Origin of the sequence: Shewanella sp. FJAT-51649 (genome assembly GCF_019457435.1) — a bacterium.
Taxonomy (GTDB): domain Bacteria; phylum Pseudomonadota; class Gammaproteobacteria; order Enterobacterales; family Shewanellaceae; genus Shewanella; species Shewanella mangrovisoli.
Genome location: NZ_CP080411.1, coordinates 1,733,427 through 1,748,303, shown reverse-complemented (window position 1 = coordinate 1,748,303; position 14,877 = coordinate 1,733,427). Strand labels below are relative to the sequence as shown.

The window sequence follows — 14,877 nt, the reverse complement described above, 5'->3', positions numbered from 1 at the left end:
GCCACTGAAGGGCCAAATCATCGGATTTGGCCCTTTTCTTTCTCGCCTCCCACACTGCGACAACCAATGATGACAAGGCGAGCACTCACAGCTTCTTAAAACTGTCAAACCCAAGGCTTATATTGAGCGCTGAGTCGCATGTCTTAGCGAAAGAGATGTTAATATAGCGCCGGTAACATCGGCAGTTTTGTTATGGTAAATGGACTTTTTATGCAGTATCAAATCTATATTCTCGACGTCACCCCTTGGGGTTGTGGGTTTCAAGGTGAAGTGGCCGCCCAATGTGATAATGGTGCCCCGGTGTGGTTTTATTATCAGGGTAGCGATCAACAGGCTAAACAACGTTTTCCAGTTAATCAGTGGGTTAAGGTTGAACTCTTCGGCCGCTTAGCCAAGGCAAACCTGCAGACCGACATCATCGAACACCGCCAGAGTTTGCACTTCCCTAAACATAATTGTCACTTTGAGGCATCCGGGCAAATCGTTGAGATCACCCAAACGCCCGATGATACTGTGTATCTATTGCAATCGAGCCTTCCCCTGCCCTTCGATAATGAACTGGGCACCTCTCCGATCTCCCGCGGTCATTGGGTCAATGTCACTGGGGAATTATGGGTGACTAACTGGCAAGATTAAGGCTAAGCTAGACTCCCTTCCTAAACCATGACTTTGCCTAACGAGACGGTGAATCATGGCTAAGCGTCAATGGCTTTTAGGCCACTTTGTCTCTAGAATGGCGAACAGGTTGTGCTTAAGGTATTAATGATTAAGCCTAATCTATACATTCTTTCGCCAGAGCAAATCCGATTGAGGCCCCATGTCCAGCTTAGATTCTGTACCCAATAAAAACCGTACGATTTTTGGTACTCCCAAATTACCCGCTAAATACGTTACGATTGTGATGCCGTTTTTTCTATCGATTTTAATGAGTTGTATCGTTTCAGGGATCAGTACCTTAAACGGTGTCGGTGCATCGGGGCAATTTGTTGAGCTCTGGTTTAGCGCATGGTTTATCTCTTGGATTGTTGCCTTCCCGACTCTATTGATGGTGCTCCCCTTAGTGCGAAAGCTAACCGCCGCCTTTGTGCAATTACCTTAAACTCACCTCTGCGTTTAATGCCGTTAAAGCCATTTTCTAAAATGGCTTTTATGTTTTTCCTCGCTTTGCCCATACATCACCTAATAACCTAGTCGAGCACTCGGATTTACAGTCGATTTACACTCAAGATTGGCTCACACTTTCGTTGCTTAAGCCTGCGTCCCCCAATCCCATCAGTCCGAAATAAATCCCTATTCAACCCAAATGTAATTGACTGTTTTATTTTAAATAATTTTTAAAACATCTCCTTAAACATAAGTTTTACACCATTTTTGCTACGGCAATTCCCTCGCAAACAAACCGTATTTCGGCCCTTTATTTCCCAGTCAAAAGTACAACTCCTCCGACAACAATCAAATGAGAATGGTTTGCATTTGTAATTTTTAGAGTGCTAATTTATTCGCCGTTGCGCTGAGGTAGTAATCCTCAGCTTATGCGCAACACATGGAACCGATCCTGATCCGCAAGATAAGGGAATGACTCACTCGGCTGAGATAGAGAGAACCACTCCTGGCTTGCCCATCAGCCGATGATGACAACCACAGTTTCGGTTGGCAGCTGGAACTTAAGGAGGCGTAAGTGACTACCCCAAAAAAGGAAAACGATCGCAGGATTTTCGATCTACTCGGTATCGGCATAGGTCCATTCAATCTCGGATTGGCCGCCCTGAGTGAACCCATCGATGGCTTTAGCTGTTTGTTTTTAGATGCCAAAACCGAGTTTGACTGGCACCCCGGCATGCTGCTCAGCGCCTCTCGGCTGCAAACGCCGTTTATGTCCGACTTAGTGACCATGGCCGATCCCACTAGTCGCTATAGTTACCTGAATTTTGCCAAGCAAACTGGCAGGCTGTATCCCTTTTATATTCGTGAGAACTTTTTCCTGCCGCGAAATGAGTATAACCAGTATTGTCAATGGGTTAGCAAACAGCTCTCCAATCTGAGATTCGGTTTTAAGGTCACCCAACTAGATTACAACGCCGGTGAAGGTATCTACCATGTTACGGGTGTGGATAGACGCAGCGGCCAGCCCCAAACCTATTTGTGCCGTAAACTGGTGCTCGGCACGGGCACCACACCCTATGTACCCGACAATTGCCCGATACACGACCCCCGCGTGATGCACAGCGCCAGCTATATGCAGCAGAAAACTTACCTGCAGAGCCAAAGCGCCATTACCGTGATCGGTAGTGGCCAAAGCGCGGCGGAAATCTTTTACGATCTGCTGCAAGATATTGATACTTATGGTTATCAATTAAATTGGATGACCCGCTCGCCACGCTTCTATCCGCTGGAATACACCAAACTCACCCTAGAAATGACTTCGCCAGATTATGTGGATTACTTCCATGAACTGACGCCAGAGAAACGCAGCCGCTTGATTGCGAACCAAAAATCCCTCTACAAGGGGATCAATGCCGAGTTAATCAACGATATTTATGACCTGCTTTACCAAAAACGCTTAGTCAGCGATATCCAATGTCAGCTGCTGACCAATGTGGCACTCGATAAGATAGAGACCTCGGGTGACAAGCTAACGCTCAAATTCAACCACCTCGAACAGGAATATGCCCTCGAGCAACAAACGGGCGCCGTCGTGTTAGGCACTGGCTATCAATATCGTTTACCCGAATTTATTCAAGGCATTAAATTACAAATTGAATTTGATGATCGCGGCCAACTCGCCATTCAGCGGGATTATGGCATCGATATCAGAGGCGATATTTTTATCCAAAATGCGGGCCTGCATACCCATGGCATCAGCTCACCGGATCTGGGCATGGGCTGCTACCGCAATGCGACGATTCTGCAAGCGGTTTTAGGTTACGCACCCTATCCGATTGAAGACAGTATCGCCTTCCAAACCTTCGATCCCAGCAAAATCCGCGCGCAGCAAAACCAACCCACAAGCAGCACCCATTCAGCCATAACAGCCACACCAAGCAAGACTATATCTTCGGCGGTGCAACCTGCGCAGCATCGCGGCCTTGAACCACAAACTGCGCTGCGGATAAGCCCTTCGGGCGGCAGTGTGTCGGTGTTGATGGCACCCCACAAGGAGGCGCAGTAATGGCCAGACATTGGAGTCGCCACTGTGCGGCCTCACTCTCAACACCCATTGTGATTGATGAGTTTGTGTTTAAACCGCTCAATCTCCCGCAACACCTCGCTATGTTGCAGAGCTGGTTTAACCAAGACTATGCCCGCTTTTGGGGGATGCAGGGGATGAGTCTCGATGCACTTGCTGAGGCGTTGGCGCCAAGCGAGCACAAGGTTGCGCTAATAGGTGAATGGCAAGCCAAACCGCTGTTTATGGTGGAGTTGTACGATCCCGCCCAGGATGAAGTGGGTGAGCACTATGCCGTGGAGCGACTCGATTGCGGTATGCACCTCATCCTCGCGCCGCTTGAGGGTAAGCCTGTTCATGGCTTGTCCGGTCAAGTGATGCAGGCTATTGCTGAGCTCATTCTCGAAAAGCTTGCCTTTAAACGAATGGTTGTCGAGCCGGATCAGCAAAATCACAAAATCCACCGCTTAAACAGCCAAGTTGGGATCCGCTACCAAAAAGCCATTCAACTGCGCAGCAAAGCCGCATTCCTCGGTTTTTGTAGCGCCCAGAGTCGCCAATTAGCGCAAAAAACCAGCGCCCCTTTTATGCAACGCACTGCAACTCAAGTAACCCATGCAACCGCAGTTAACCCTATCACTTTGCAGGTAAACCGATGAACTTAGCCACTAACCGCGCATTACTCACGCCATTCACTCAAACCGAATTCCCCACTCTGGAGGCCGCTGCCCACACGCATGTTCCCGCCCACTTAATACCGGAATATTGGCAGGCGGCCAATCGCCATTTGGTGAAGAAAATCCTCTGCGAATTTACCCATGAGAAGATCATCACCCCACAAATTTACCGCCAAGCGGCAGACATCAATCACTATGAGCTAAGGCTCAAGGACTGCACCTATTACTTCAGTGCGCGCCATTATCAGCTCGATCACCTTGAGATAAAAACCGAGTCGATTCGGGTCAGCAGCGCGGGCCAAGACAAGCCACTCGATGCAATGAGTTTGATTATCAAACTGAAAGATGCCTTAGGCATGAGTGAAACTCTGCTGCCCACTTACCTTGAAGAAATCACCAGTACCCTCTACAGCAAGGCCTATAAGTTGGCCCATCAAGCCATCCCCGCAGCAACACTCGCTAAGGCCGACTATCAAACGATTGAGGCGGGCATGACCGAGGGGCACCCAGTGTTTATCGCCAATAATGGCCGCATTGGTTTTGATATGCAGGACTACGACCAATTTGCCCCCGAGAGTGCCAGCGCGCTTCAGCTAGTGTGGATTGCGGTGCGTAAGGACAAAACCACCTTCTCCGCCCTCGAAGGATTAGACCATGATAGCTTGTTAAAACAGGAGCTTGGTGAACAGTTCACCGAGTTTCAACAACACTTAAGCGCACAGGGACAAGCGGCCGATGGCTTTTATTTTATGCCCGTTCATCCTTGGCAGTGGCGCGAAAAAATTGCCCGCACCTTTGCTGGCGAAATCGCCCGCGGCGACATTATTTATCTCGGCGAGAGCCAAGATTGCTATCAAGTTCAACAATCGATCCGCACCTTCTTTAACTTAGCTGCGCCGCAAAAATGCTACGTCAAAACCGCGCTTTCTATCTTAAACATGGGCTTTATGCGCGGGCTTTCGCCGCTGTATATGAGCTGCACCCCACAGATCAACGCTTGGGTGGCCAAGCTTATCGAAAGCGATAGCTATTTTGCCGAGCAAGGTTTTGTGATCCTAAAAGAAATCGCCGCAATCGGTTATCACCACAGGTATTACGAAGAGGCGCTCACTCAAGATAGCGCCTATAAGAAAATGCTGTCGGCGCTTTGGCGCGAGAGTCCGTTGCCGCATATTGAGCCGCAGCAAACCCTGATGACCATGGCGGCGCTATTACACGTCGATCATCAGGAGCAAGCCCTGCTTGCCGCCTTAATCGCGCACTCGGGCTTAAGCGCCAAGGAGTGGGTCAAGCGCTATCTCAACCTCTACTTATCGCCGCTATTACACGCCTTCTTTGCCTACGATCTGGTGTTTATGCCCCATGGCGAGAACCTGATTTTAGTGCTCGATGCTGGCATCCCGGTCAAAATATTGATGAAGGATATCGGCGAAGAAGTCGCAGTACTCAACGGTAGCGAGCCACTGCCGCAAGAAGTACAGCGCCTTGCGGTCGAGCTTGAAGAAGATATGAAGCTCAACTATATCTTGCTCGATATTTTTGACTGTATTTTCCGTTATTTAGCGCCAATTCTGGATAAGCAAACCGAAGTCAGCGAAGCGCTGTTTTGGGAGCTTGTGGCAGACAATGTGCGCGACTATCAAGCGCAGCATCCGCAGTTGGCGGACAAATTTGCACAATACGATCTCTTTAAAGACAGCTTCGTTCGCACTTGCCTGAATCGCATTCAGCTTAATAACAACCAGCAGATGATTGACCTTGCCGACAGGGAAAAAAATCTGCGCTTTGCGGGCGAAATTGTTAATCCGCTGGCCGCCTTTAGGCAAAGCCATGCCTTTGGCTCAGCAAATCAGAAGCTAAAACCCAACCCCTAAATCACTTTTAACCTTGAGTGGGCCCGCGCCCACTCTGGGCACGCGTCTGTGCCCAAAAACAACCTAGTCAACCAAACAGCCTAAATGGAATTTAAGATCATTATTATGAAAACCTTCCCCCTCAACCGCCTCGCGGCGCACTGCCAACTCGCCATCACACGCCCTGAACTTATCCTCTGCTCTGCCATACTCAGCATGCCCTATGCTTATGCCGATGCCAGCGACACCCAGAAAAAGTCCACCAAAGACATTGAAATCATTAATGTCGTTGGCGCTAAGGATCTCCACGATAATCGCTACAAAACCCCAGCGATGAACACGGCAACGGGTCTAGATTTGTCCAATTTAGAAACGCCGCAATCCGTCACCTCTGTGACTAGCCAAATGATGCATGACCAGCAACTAAACAGCGTGATCGATGCCATGACTAGCGTAGCTGGCATCAACGCTAGGCCGATGGACAATGACAGATACAGCATCAGCTCCCGCGGGATTGCGGTCACTAGCATTCTTTACGATGGCGTGCCCACCACCTATGACACCCGTTTTAACTACGGCGATAATCTTATCGATACTGCCATCTACGAGCGGGTGGAGATTGTCCGTGGCGCCACAGGATTAATGACAGGTGCGGGTAATCCCTCGGCCGCGATTAACCTTATTCGTAAACGCCCGACACAAGAATTTATGGGCAGCACCTCAGTGAGTGTTGGCTCATGGAACAATCTGCGCGGCATGGTCGATTTATCCAGCGGCTTAAACGACAGTGGCAGCATTCGTGGCCGTGTTGTCGCCGCCTATCAGGATAAAGAATCCTTCCAAGACAGATACGAGCAGCAACGTACCACCCTCTATGGCATTGTTGAAACCGATATTACCGCCAGCACACTGCTTACCTTAGGCGTGGATTATCAAGACACCACGCCCGAAGGCACTATGTCCGGCGGCCTGCCGCTGTTCCACAGTGATGGCAGCCGTACAAATTACGATCGCGCTACCTCCACCGCCCCCGATTGGGCCTCGGCGCATACCCAAGGGCTCAATACCTTCGCCAGCCTTGAACATCATTTTGATAACGGTTGGGAGCTAAAAGGCACCTACAGTTACGGCGATAACTCACTGAAATACGATGTACTCTGGGCTACAGGCTATCCTGATCCGGTAACAAACATAGGTACAACCGCAGGCTCAATCGCCTATGTCGATGGTAGTCGTACCCAACATAACCTCGACTTACGGGCGCAGGGAATGTTTGCCCTGTTTGGCCAAGAGCACCAGCTCACCTTTGGCTGGACGGGTCAGCGCCAAGAGTTTGCCAACCCTTACTATTATCCTACGGCCGCCGTGCCGCCCTTGGGGGATTTTCGCGATCCTAACTTCCAGTATCCAAAACCTCAGTGGAAGGAGACTCACACCACGGGCTCCTTCGGTGAAACCGAGCAAAGCGCCGCCTATGTGGCCACGCAGCTCAATCTGACCGATGCCTTGGCATTGCTTGCGGGGCTACGCCTTAACCAGTGGCAAACCGACCAAGATAACTTTGGCAGCAAGTATGATTTCAACGTCGACAATGAGCTCACCACCTATTTTGGTCTGACCTACGCTCTGGGCGAGCAATACTCCCTCTACGCCAGTTATACGGATATTTTTGCGCCGCAAACCTTGCAGCGTATCGATGCCAGTTACATCGACCCCGTCAAAGGCAAAAACTACGAGGCGGGTATTAAAGCCAGCTTAATGGATGAAAGCTTAGATATGTCGTTGTCGGTATTTGAAATTCGCCAAGATAATGTTGGCGAACGCACTGGCGATGTGTTGCCGGGTACCACTATCCCAGTGTATCGAGAGGTTAACGGCACTAAAACCCAAGGCTTTGAGTTTGAATCCACGGGCAAAATCACCGATGACTGGAATATCTACTTCGGCTACACCCAATTCAGCACCGACGATCCTAAGGGCAATCGCATCAACACCACTTCCCCTCGCCAGCAGCTAAAGCTCTTTACCACTTATACCTTTAGCGGCGATTGGAACAAGTTGCAGCTCGGCGCAGGGGTTAATTGGCAGAGCCGTGTCTACCAAACCGTGAACTCACCCTTAGGCAGAGTCGAGGTTGAGCAAGACTCCTACGCATTGGCCAGCCTAATGGCAAGTTATGCCTTTACTGAGCAGCTAAAGCTAAGCGCCAATGTGCACAACGCCTTAGATAAAACCTACTACAGCCAAGTGGGGCAATATAGCCAGTTCCAATACGGCGCCCCACGCAGCATGAGCGTGAATTTGGATTATCGCTTCTAACGGACTGTCGATACCCAACTGTTAATCAATGAAAACTGCGGTGAATAAACTCACCGCAGTTTAATCCATTCAAGCCTAAGGAGTGATTATGGCGCGCCAAGGAGAGTCAGTCCCTGCCTTAGTCAAGCTTTACAGTAAGACTAAACCGAGTGCTACCAAGCACTGCCAGACCAAGTGCGCGCAGAGTTTAGGCACTGCGAACACCAAACAAACAGAACTCGGTTTAACAAAGAACCAAATGGATTTAACTCAAGTCGCCAAAGCGTTTAATCAACGACTGGCGCTACGCGCCCCTTTTTATGCTCAGCATTTTGTGGCAACCACTAAGCCCCAAGGACTCAGTGTTGATACTTGGAGTCAACCAGCCGTTTATCAGCAGCTGTTACTGGATTTTGCCAAGGCCTATCCACCTTTGGCAAAAACCACATCTTCCATCCCGTCAGAAAATGTTCCCGAGCAGGTATTGCTCAGCCATAGCCATAATTCCAAAGCCCTGCACTCGCTCTGGGGGCAGTGGTATTTCGGTCTGTTAGTACCGCCCATGCTGGAGTGGATTATTAACGCGCCGCACTCGCTTGCGAGCACCCTTGAGCAAATTGAGCAGATTGATATAGCGCCTGAGCATTTTTACCTTAGGCCCCACGATTCGGGCAGAGTCGCAGGTTTTGAGTTTCAATTAACCTTAGCCCCCACTCCTCAGGTGAAAACCGCCATAGTTAAAACCACGGTATTAACGCCCCCCCGCGAGCGACAACTTATTAAATGGATTCAAAGCCATCTAGTCCCTAGCGTTGAGCGATTAGCCGATTTAAGCCCAACACCCGCCAAGCTGTATTGGAGCCATTTAGGCTACCTTATTCACTGGTATTTAGGCGAAATGGCATTGCCAAATATTGAATTTGAGTACCTTAAGGCGCTGCTATTTAACACAAAATCCTTTGAAGATGGCGAGGCTAATCCACTCTATAACAGCATTAATCTGCTGCCCGACACTGCAACTCACACTGACAATATTCGCCGCGTGTGCTGCTTAAGGTATCAACTCGTTAATAGTCATCGCTGCGGTGATTGCCCGTTAGCCACGCGCGCCCAAGCAAAACGTGCCGCACAAGCTTAGCCTTATCGGTCAGACAACTTATAAGGGCAACATGGATTGCAACAGCCGTTGCCGCCGCTTTGATGCAACAGTTAGCAATCGGTCACCTTTCACGGCTTTTTCCCTCTAGCCCCCCGTGCTACACTCAAGCCCACGTCTTCTTAACACGATTATTTATGAAACAACTGCTTGATTTTCTGCCCCTCATTATCTTTTTTGCCGTCTATAAATTTTTCGATATTTATATCGCCAGTGGCGCCTTAATCGCAGCCACCGCACTGCAATTAGTCGTGACCTATGCGCTGTACAAAAAATTGGAGAAGATGCACTTTATTACCTTCGCTATGGTGACAGTGTTTGGTACCCTCACCTTAGTGTTCCATGACGATGCCTTTATCAAGTGGAAAGTCACTATTATTTATGCTTTATTTGCCCTAGCCCTTGGCGTGAGCCAGCTACTCAACAAGTCGATTTTAAAGTCCATGTTGGGTAAAGAGATGAAGGTGGCCGATAAGATTTGGGCACACGTAACTTGGTACTGGGTGAGCTTTTTTGCCATCTGTGGCCTAGTCAATATCTATGTAGCCTTTAGACTGCCGTTAGAAACTTGGGTGAACTTTAAAGTGTTTGGCCTCACCGCCTTAACCCTGATTAATACCGTTATCACCGTCTTTTACCTTTATAAACATCTTCCCGAAGATCAACGCAAGGAACTCAAATAATGTGGTATATGATTTCAGCTCAAGATGTTGAGAACAGCTTAGAAAAACGTTTAGCAGCGCGTCCTGCGCATTTAGCACGCTTACAGGAACTGGCCGATGAAGGTCGTTTGCTGGTTGCGGGTCCACACCCCGCTATCGATAGCGAAAACCCAGGCGATGCGGGTTTTAGCGGCTCATTAGTGGTTGCGGATTTCGATTCGTTAGCCACGGCTCAAGCCTGGGCAGATGCCGACCCTTACTTCGCGGCGGGCGTATATCAAAGCGTTGTGGTTAAACCCTTTAAACGAGTTCTCCCTTAATGAAAATCGTTTCTTTCAATATCAATGGATTGCGTTCTCGCCTGCATCAATTGCAAGCGTTAATCGACAGCCATCAGCCCGATATTATCGGCCTGCAAGAAACCAAAGTGCACGATGAAGCCTTCCCGCTCGCCGAAGTCGAGGCCATGGGCTATCACGTGCATTACCACGGTGGCAAGGCGCACTATGGCGTAGCCATGCTCTCCAAAGTTGCACCACTTAAAGTGCAAAAGGGTTTTGCAACCGATGAAGAAGATGCGCAGCGCCGCATGATTATCGGCACCTTTGCTCAGGAAAATGGCCGCCCGCTAACTGTGTTGAATGGTTATTTCCCCCAGGGCGAAAGCATCGACCATCCGACAAAGTATCCTGCTAAGCGTAAGTTTTATCAGGACTTAATGGCGCATCTGCACGCTAATCATAGCAACGATGAAGACATCGCCATCATTGGAGATATCAATATTTCGCCTATCGATTTGGATATCGGCATCGGTGAAGTCAACCGCAAACGTTGGCTAAAAACCGGCAAATGCAGCTTCCAACCCGAAGAGCGTGAATGGCTGAAAACCCTGCAGGATTGGGGATTGGTGGATACCTTCCGTCAACGCCACCCCGACCGCAGCGAGCGTTATTCATGGTTCGATTACCGCAGCAAAGGCTTCGATGATAACCGTGGCCTACGCATCGATGTGATCTTAGCCACGCCGTCACTGGCCGCACGTTTAGTCGAATCCGACGTCGATTACGATCTGCGCGGCATCGATAAACCCTCAGATCACGCGCCAATTTGGAGCACCTTTAAAGAAGCCTAACACGCTTGAGTGACTACTTTAATCGATATAAAAAACATCGGCCTAGGCCGATGTTTTTTTGTTATAGAGTCCAATAAAGTACCCATCTAATGTCACGATCGGATAACGCTCTGGATCAGCCGCCGATAACGCGTTTAATGTATTGAGTAATTCCGTTATCCTTGTCACAACATACTCCATTGCGAAGACTTGTTCTCGATCATGGTTTAACGTACTGCTCACCTACACAATGCTACTCATTAGGCCTGCTGTTGACCTGACAATACAGAGATCCTCGCTACATCGAGGCTTGGGAAGTCAGGGTCGACGTACACGTACATGCGGCTAATAAGATGGTCAGTAAACTCAAAAACACTGCAAAAACGACCAGTTGAAATCTTGTTGTCTGGCCAAACGGTGCCATCACTCATGACCCCACCTTCTTGCCCTTCAACGATAACTTTATTGCCAGAAACAGTGATGTTAAAACCGTCGATATCATGCCAAATACTGCTAAGTGAACTGCCGATGCGATTGCCAAACTCAACTAAGCTGTCCTTACCCATAGCGCGTCCAAATTTGGGGAAGAAAAAGTCTACCTCTTCGCTAAATAAATCTAAGTAACTCGCATCACCCGCATCAACTTTCTTAAAGTATTCAATGGCAAGCTTAACTAATGCATCCTTTTCCATCATTATTCCTGTATCTATACTGATTTTTAAACAAAATTCCATCTAGCGGGGCACTAAAGAGTCCATGACAATCTAGAGCCAAACCACGGATATTTCTGACATTAACCACTTGTTCAAATCAGTTGCCCTCAGGCTCTTAAATCTTCAGCAAGTAGCCCATAAAGAGCAGAATCCGAGATAACGCTACTCACCTCCCAGCGCTGCCTTAGATGACCTTCTTTGATAAACCCCATACGCTCCAACACCTTGGCAGAAGAAACATTCTCAGGGTCAATCTCCGCTTCAATTCGACGCAAACCCAATGTATTAAATGCAAATTTAATTAATGCAGTCCCAGCCTCGGAAACGATACCTTTTCCCCAATATTTGGGGCTTATTCCAAATCCAATTTCAGCTCGCTTTGACTCTTTGTCATAATTAAAGAGCATCACTTTACCTAGCAGTTCGCCACTATGTTTTTTATAAACCCCTAATGTCATTCCGCGGGAATCACACATGAAGTCGGAACTATTATTTATAAATGCAGCGGCATCATCTAATGATCGCCAAGGAGGAGAATTCCAATATTTCATCACCTCTGGATCGGAAAAAATGTCAAATAATGCTTTAGAGTCATCTTCATTAAATGCTCTAAGAACTAAACGTTCTGTTTCAATTTTTATTCCTAACATTAAAGCTATCCATTTACTGTTTAAGTTGGAAATGCACACGGAGTCACTATATGCAAAGAGATTTATTTAGTTTATCAAAAACATAGCAACCGAATAGATAGTGAAATAAGGCCATTAGACTTTTGCGACAGTAGGCAATATTCGGCTAAAGGAGACATAACTAAATCACTTTTAAAAGGCAGATATTGAGCTTGGCAAATCAACCTCATCCCGCTAATTCAAAGCTTGATAATCAAGACTGCCATTGTGATACAGCCGGATTTCAATTATATCTATTTGCTGTTTTAGTGATGACAAACGTTCTATTAACCAGAGATAGCCGATTTTATAGGCCGTCTGTAATAATGTGATCAATTCATCTTCTGGCGTATGCGCTTCATCAATGGCCAAGATACGGTACCAGTCGAAGGATTTAAAATTAGCAATTGTGTCAGACTCAAGCTCGGCCGTTAATAGCCATGAACCATTCATCATAGATGCTATATCAACAAAAAAATCGCAGTAAGCTTCCCCTTGGGTATAGGAGAAATTCGCATATTCCCTCACCAAGCCATCAAATTCCTCTCGGTAGCCATCAAGTGTGTCTTTAACCACGCAGGCGGCTCTCTCAACCCTTTGCATATGCTCGTCAAATCTCTCTTATGCCTTGGCCCCTAATCACAGGGGATATAAGGCTGATAACCTACCCCAGTTTCAGCGCCTCTCCAACGGTATTTTGATAATGAAACCAAAGTCACGCTTTAGACTGATTAAGCATTTACCTTTTATTAACAATGAGTTGAATTTATACCAAGCTGTAGTTTCAATGCTCAGCGGCTAAATGAAAGTCTGTAAGACTTTGGTTCACTTTGACGTGTCTCAGCAAAGGCAATAACAATAACGGATGTAAATAAGCATAAAAAATGGCGGCTGCATTAGATGCAACCGCCATTTGTATTTGGATATTTGGATTTAGTTATTTAGATTTGGCGACTAAGCTTCGCCAGCTAACCACCGTTTCGCTTTTATACTAATGAGAACCAATCCATAAAAACCGCGGCTTAGCTAGTGCGGTACTGTTTAAGGATCCCTTCGAGTTCAACCGAGGCATGTTGCAAATCATGCGCTAGGGTGACACTGCGCTGCGCCGTTTGTTTAATGGTATCGGATTGATGACGGATCTCATTAAGTTGGCCAGCAATATCACGGGCGGCAACGCTCTGCTCTTCCGCCGATGCAGCAATCTGGCTGCTCATATCGAATACAGCATTAACCGATTGCGCCATCCCCTCAACATCGTCGCCCACGGCAATAATGGCGCAGCGGCCTTCATCGGCGCGGTCCACAATTTCAGTGGTGATATTGGATAGCTGACGAGTGCCCGATTGCAATCCTTCGATCATCGCTTGGATCTCAACTGTCGCTTGTTGAGTACGTCCCGCCAAGGTACGTACTTCATCGGCAACCACCGCAAAACCGCGGCCTTGTTCGCCCGCACGGGCCGCTTCAATCGCCGCATTCAGCGCCAGCAAATTGGTCTGCTCGGAAATACTGTTGATGGTCGTCACTACGGCATCGATACCCGCCGCATCCTTAGATAACTGTTCTACCGATGAAAATGCCGCGCCAATCTTGGTTGAGAGCTGCCCGATACTGTCCACCGTGTGGCTAATACGTCCTTGGCTGGCACTCATTTGGCTGGCGTTATCTTTGGTCTGGAGCGAGGTGTTGCTGGCATTGACCGACACTTCTTCAATCGCCGAAGTCATCTGCGCCATGGCAACAGCCACTGAATCTAAAAATTGATGCTGGGCACCAATTAACTCGCCACTGCTTTTTGCCTGCTGATTAAACTCATCGGCGGCGAGGGAGAGCGTCTGCGCATTGCTGCGGATAGCACTCACCATTTCGCTCATATTATCGGCGCAGCGGTCAATTTCGCGGGCGATTAAGCTGAAGTCATCGGTGCCGAAAAAGTTTAATCTAAAACTTAAGTCGCCATCGGCTAAGCGTTTGATGGCCATGTACATATCCCACAGGCCACCGCCGAGGGAGGTTGAAATCCAGTAGCTGAGTTGGAATAAGGGCAATAAACCGATTAACGCGAGCCAAAACATTAAGTTGGCATCGCTGCGCCCCTCACTTTCCCATTGGGCAACATTTTGCGACAGCTCGAGTGCGCCGCCTGCTCCCACGCTGGCACTGGCGGTTACATTATCCCTTTGGCGCTGCGCCTCTGTTTGGCGAGTGACAACACTTAAACCATTGTCACGGGCAAATTGTGACAGGGCATCACCCTGCAACTTTTGCGTATTCGCGACTTGGGCAAAGGCATCGACGGTCGCCTGTACCCGAGCCACAGAGGCGGCTTCGAGGTTGCGGTGAGCATGTTGGTAATTGACGAGTGCAACGGCGGCGGTGATCAGCGCCACCATAGAACAGACAACCCAAAACTTTCCGTTGAGACTGAATTTGATCAATATGGCATCAATGGTGCGAAACTGGATTTGTTTCATCTTGATATTTCCTAAGACCTAAAGGCTATCGGGTACTAAATCAGCATTATAGCTCATCTATTCCATCACTTTTTTACCGCACAGGCATCATCTGCA

The 14,877-nt window shown here is 48.3% G+C and carries 14 protein-coding genes; 10 read left to right on the top strand and 4 right to left on the bottom strand.

Annotated elements, in window-relative coordinates; all coding sequences use genetic code 11:
• Positions 1 to 210 precede the first annotated feature (210 nt).
• From K0H59_RS07935 to xthA, 10 genes are all read left to right on the top strand, one after another.
• On the top strand, positions 211 to 636 hold the full coding sequence (locus K0H59_RS07935; protein ID WP_220055179.1) for a glycerate kinase: 426 nt from the start codon (positions 211 to 213) through the stop codon (positions 634 to 636).
• A 181-nt stretch (positions 637 to 817) separates the two neighbouring features.
• Complete coding sequence (locus tag K0H59_RS07930; protein ID WP_220055178.1) at positions 818 to 1,099, top strand: DUF2798 domain-containing protein; 282 nt, start codon at positions 818 to 820, stop codon at positions 1,097 to 1,099.
• Positions 1,100 to 1,678: 579 nt separating this feature from the next.
• Positions 1,679 to 3,169 (top strand): lysine N(6)-hydroxylase/L-ornithine N(5)-oxygenase family protein, encoded by a 1,491-nt coding sequence (locus tag K0H59_RS07925; RefSeq protein WP_220055177.1) that lies wholly within the window; start codon positions 1,679 to 1,681, stop codon positions 3,167 to 3,169.
• Positions 3,169 to 3,825, top strand: coding sequence for a GNAT family N-acetyltransferase (locus K0H59_RS07920; protein ID WP_220055176.1), 657 nt, complete (start codon positions 3,169 to 3,171; stop codon positions 3,823 to 3,825). The genes K0H59_RS07925 and K0H59_RS07920 overlap by 1 nt, the downstream gene beginning before the upstream one ends.
• Positions 3,822 to 5,717 (top strand): IucA/IucC family siderophore biosynthesis protein, encoded by a 1,896-nt coding sequence (locus tag K0H59_RS07915; protein ID WP_220055175.1) that lies wholly within the window; start codon positions 3,822 to 3,824, stop codon positions 5,715 to 5,717. Before K0H59_RS07920 ends, K0H59_RS07915 begins: the two co-directional genes overlap by 4 nt.
• Positions 5,718 to 5,801: 84 nt before the next feature.
• Complete coding sequence (locus K0H59_RS07910) at positions 5,802 to 8,015, top strand: TonB-dependent siderophore receptor (protein ID WP_220055174.1); 2,214 nt, start codon at positions 5,802 to 5,804, stop codon at positions 8,013 to 8,015.
• 88 nt (positions 8,016 to 8,103) lie between these two features.
• Positions 8,104 to 9,132 carry a siderophore-iron reductase FhuF gene (fhuF, locus tag K0H59_RS07905; protein ID WP_220055173.1) on the top strand — a complete coding sequence of 343 codons (1,029 nt, stop codon included), beginning with the start codon at positions 8,104 to 8,106 and terminating at the stop codon, positions 9,130 to 9,132.
• A 155-nt stretch (positions 9,133 to 9,287) separates the two neighbouring features.
• Complete coding sequence (locus K0H59_RS07900; protein WP_220055172.1) at positions 9,288 to 9,833, top strand: septation protein A; 546 nt, start codon at positions 9,288 to 9,290, stop codon at positions 9,831 to 9,833.
• Positions 9,833 to 10,132 carry a YciI family protein gene (locus K0H59_RS07895; protein WP_011072939.1) on the top strand — a complete coding sequence of 100 codons (300 nt, stop codon included), beginning with the start codon at positions 9,833 to 9,835 and terminating at the stop codon, positions 10,130 to 10,132. The genes K0H59_RS07900 and K0H59_RS07895 overlap by 1 nt, the downstream gene beginning before the upstream one ends.
• Positions 10,132 to 10,944, top strand: a complete 813-nt coding sequence (gene xthA / locus K0H59_RS07890; RefSeq protein ID WP_220055171.1) for an exodeoxyribonuclease III — start codon at positions 10,132 to 10,134, stop codon at positions 10,942 to 10,944. The genes K0H59_RS07895 and xthA overlap by 1 nt, the downstream gene beginning before the upstream one ends.
• Positions 10,945 to 11,183: 239 nt before the next feature.
• On the opposite strand, the gene K0H59_RS07885 is transcribed toward xthA, so the two are convergent.
• From K0H59_RS07885 to K0H59_RS07870, 4 genes are all read right to left on the bottom strand, one after another.
• Positions 11,184 to 11,615: a nuclear transport factor 2 family protein gene (locus tag K0H59_RS07885; protein ID WP_088212158.1), complete on the bottom strand. Its 432-nt coding sequence runs from the start codon at positions 11,613 to 11,615 to the stop codon at positions 11,184 to 11,186.
• 128 nt (positions 11,616 to 11,743) lie between these two features.
• On the bottom strand, positions 11,744 to 12,286 hold the full coding sequence (locus tag K0H59_RS07880) for a GNAT family N-acetyltransferase (protein ID WP_220055170.1): 543 nt from the start codon (positions 12,284 to 12,286) through the stop codon (positions 11,744 to 11,746).
• 213 nt (positions 12,287 to 12,499) lie between these two features.
• Positions 12,500 to 12,880, bottom strand: coding sequence for a hypothetical protein (locus tag K0H59_RS07875; RefSeq protein WP_258405901.1), 381 nt, complete (start codon positions 12,878 to 12,880; stop codon positions 12,500 to 12,502).
• 446 nt (positions 12,881 to 13,326) lie between these two features.
• The gene (locus K0H59_RS07870; protein ID WP_220055168.1) at positions 13,327 to 14,781 is read right to left on the bottom strand and encodes a methyl-accepting chemotaxis protein; all 1,455 of its coding nucleotides are present in this window, start codon (positions 14,779 to 14,781) and stop codon (positions 13,327 to 13,329) included.
• Between the last annotated feature and the right edge of the window lie 96 nt (positions 14,782 to 14,877).

What these genes read in the sequence shown, in the direction of transcription:
- K0H59_RS07935 (WP_220055179.1), top strand. Translation starts at nt 211, where the DNA reads ATGCAGTATCAAATCTATATTCTCGACGTCACCCCTTGGGGTTGTGGG.
- K0H59_RS07930 (WP_220055178.1), top strand. Translation starts at nt 818, where the DNA reads ATGTCCAGCTTAGATTCTGTACCCAATAAAAACCGTACGATTTTTGGT.
- K0H59_RS07920 (WP_220055176.1), top strand. Translation starts at nt 3,169, where the DNA reads ATGGCCAGACATTGGAGTCGCCACTGTGCGGCCTCACTCTCAACACCC.
- K0H59_RS07915 (WP_220055175.1), top strand. Translation starts at nt 3,822, where the DNA reads ATGAACTTAGCCACTAACCGCGCATTACTCACGCCATTCACTCAAACC.
- K0H59_RS07910 (WP_220055174.1), top strand. Translation starts at nt 5,802, where the DNA reads ATGGAATTTAAGATCATTATTATGAAAACCTTCCCCCTCAACCGCCTC.
- fhuF (WP_220055173.1), top strand. Translation starts at nt 8,104, where the DNA reads ATGGCGCGCCAAGGAGAGTCAGTCCCTGCCTTAGTCAAGCTTTACAGT.
- K0H59_RS07900 (WP_220055172.1), top strand. Translation starts at nt 9,288, where the DNA reads ATGAAACAACTGCTTGATTTTCTGCCCCTCATTATCTTTTTTGCCGTC.
- K0H59_RS07895 (WP_011072939.1), top strand. Translation starts at nt 9,833, where the DNA reads ATGTGGTATATGATTTCAGCTCAAGATGTTGAGAACAGCTTAGAAAAA.
- xthA (WP_220055171.1), top strand. Translation starts at nt 10,132, where the DNA reads ATGAAAATCGTTTCTTTCAATATCAATGGATTGCGTTCTCGCCTGCAT.
- K0H59_RS07885 (WP_088212158.1), bottom strand. Translation starts at nt 11,615, where the DNA reads ATGGAAAAGGATGCATTAGTTAAGCTTGCCATTGAATACTTTAAGAAA.
- K0H59_RS07880 (WP_220055170.1), bottom strand. Translation starts at nt 12,286, where the DNA reads ATGTTAGGAATAAAAATTGAAACAGAACGTTTAGTTCTTAGAGCATTT.
- K0H59_RS07870 (WP_220055168.1), bottom strand. Translation starts at nt 14,781, where the DNA reads ATGAAACAAATCCAGTTTCGCACCATTGATGCCATATTGATCAAATTC.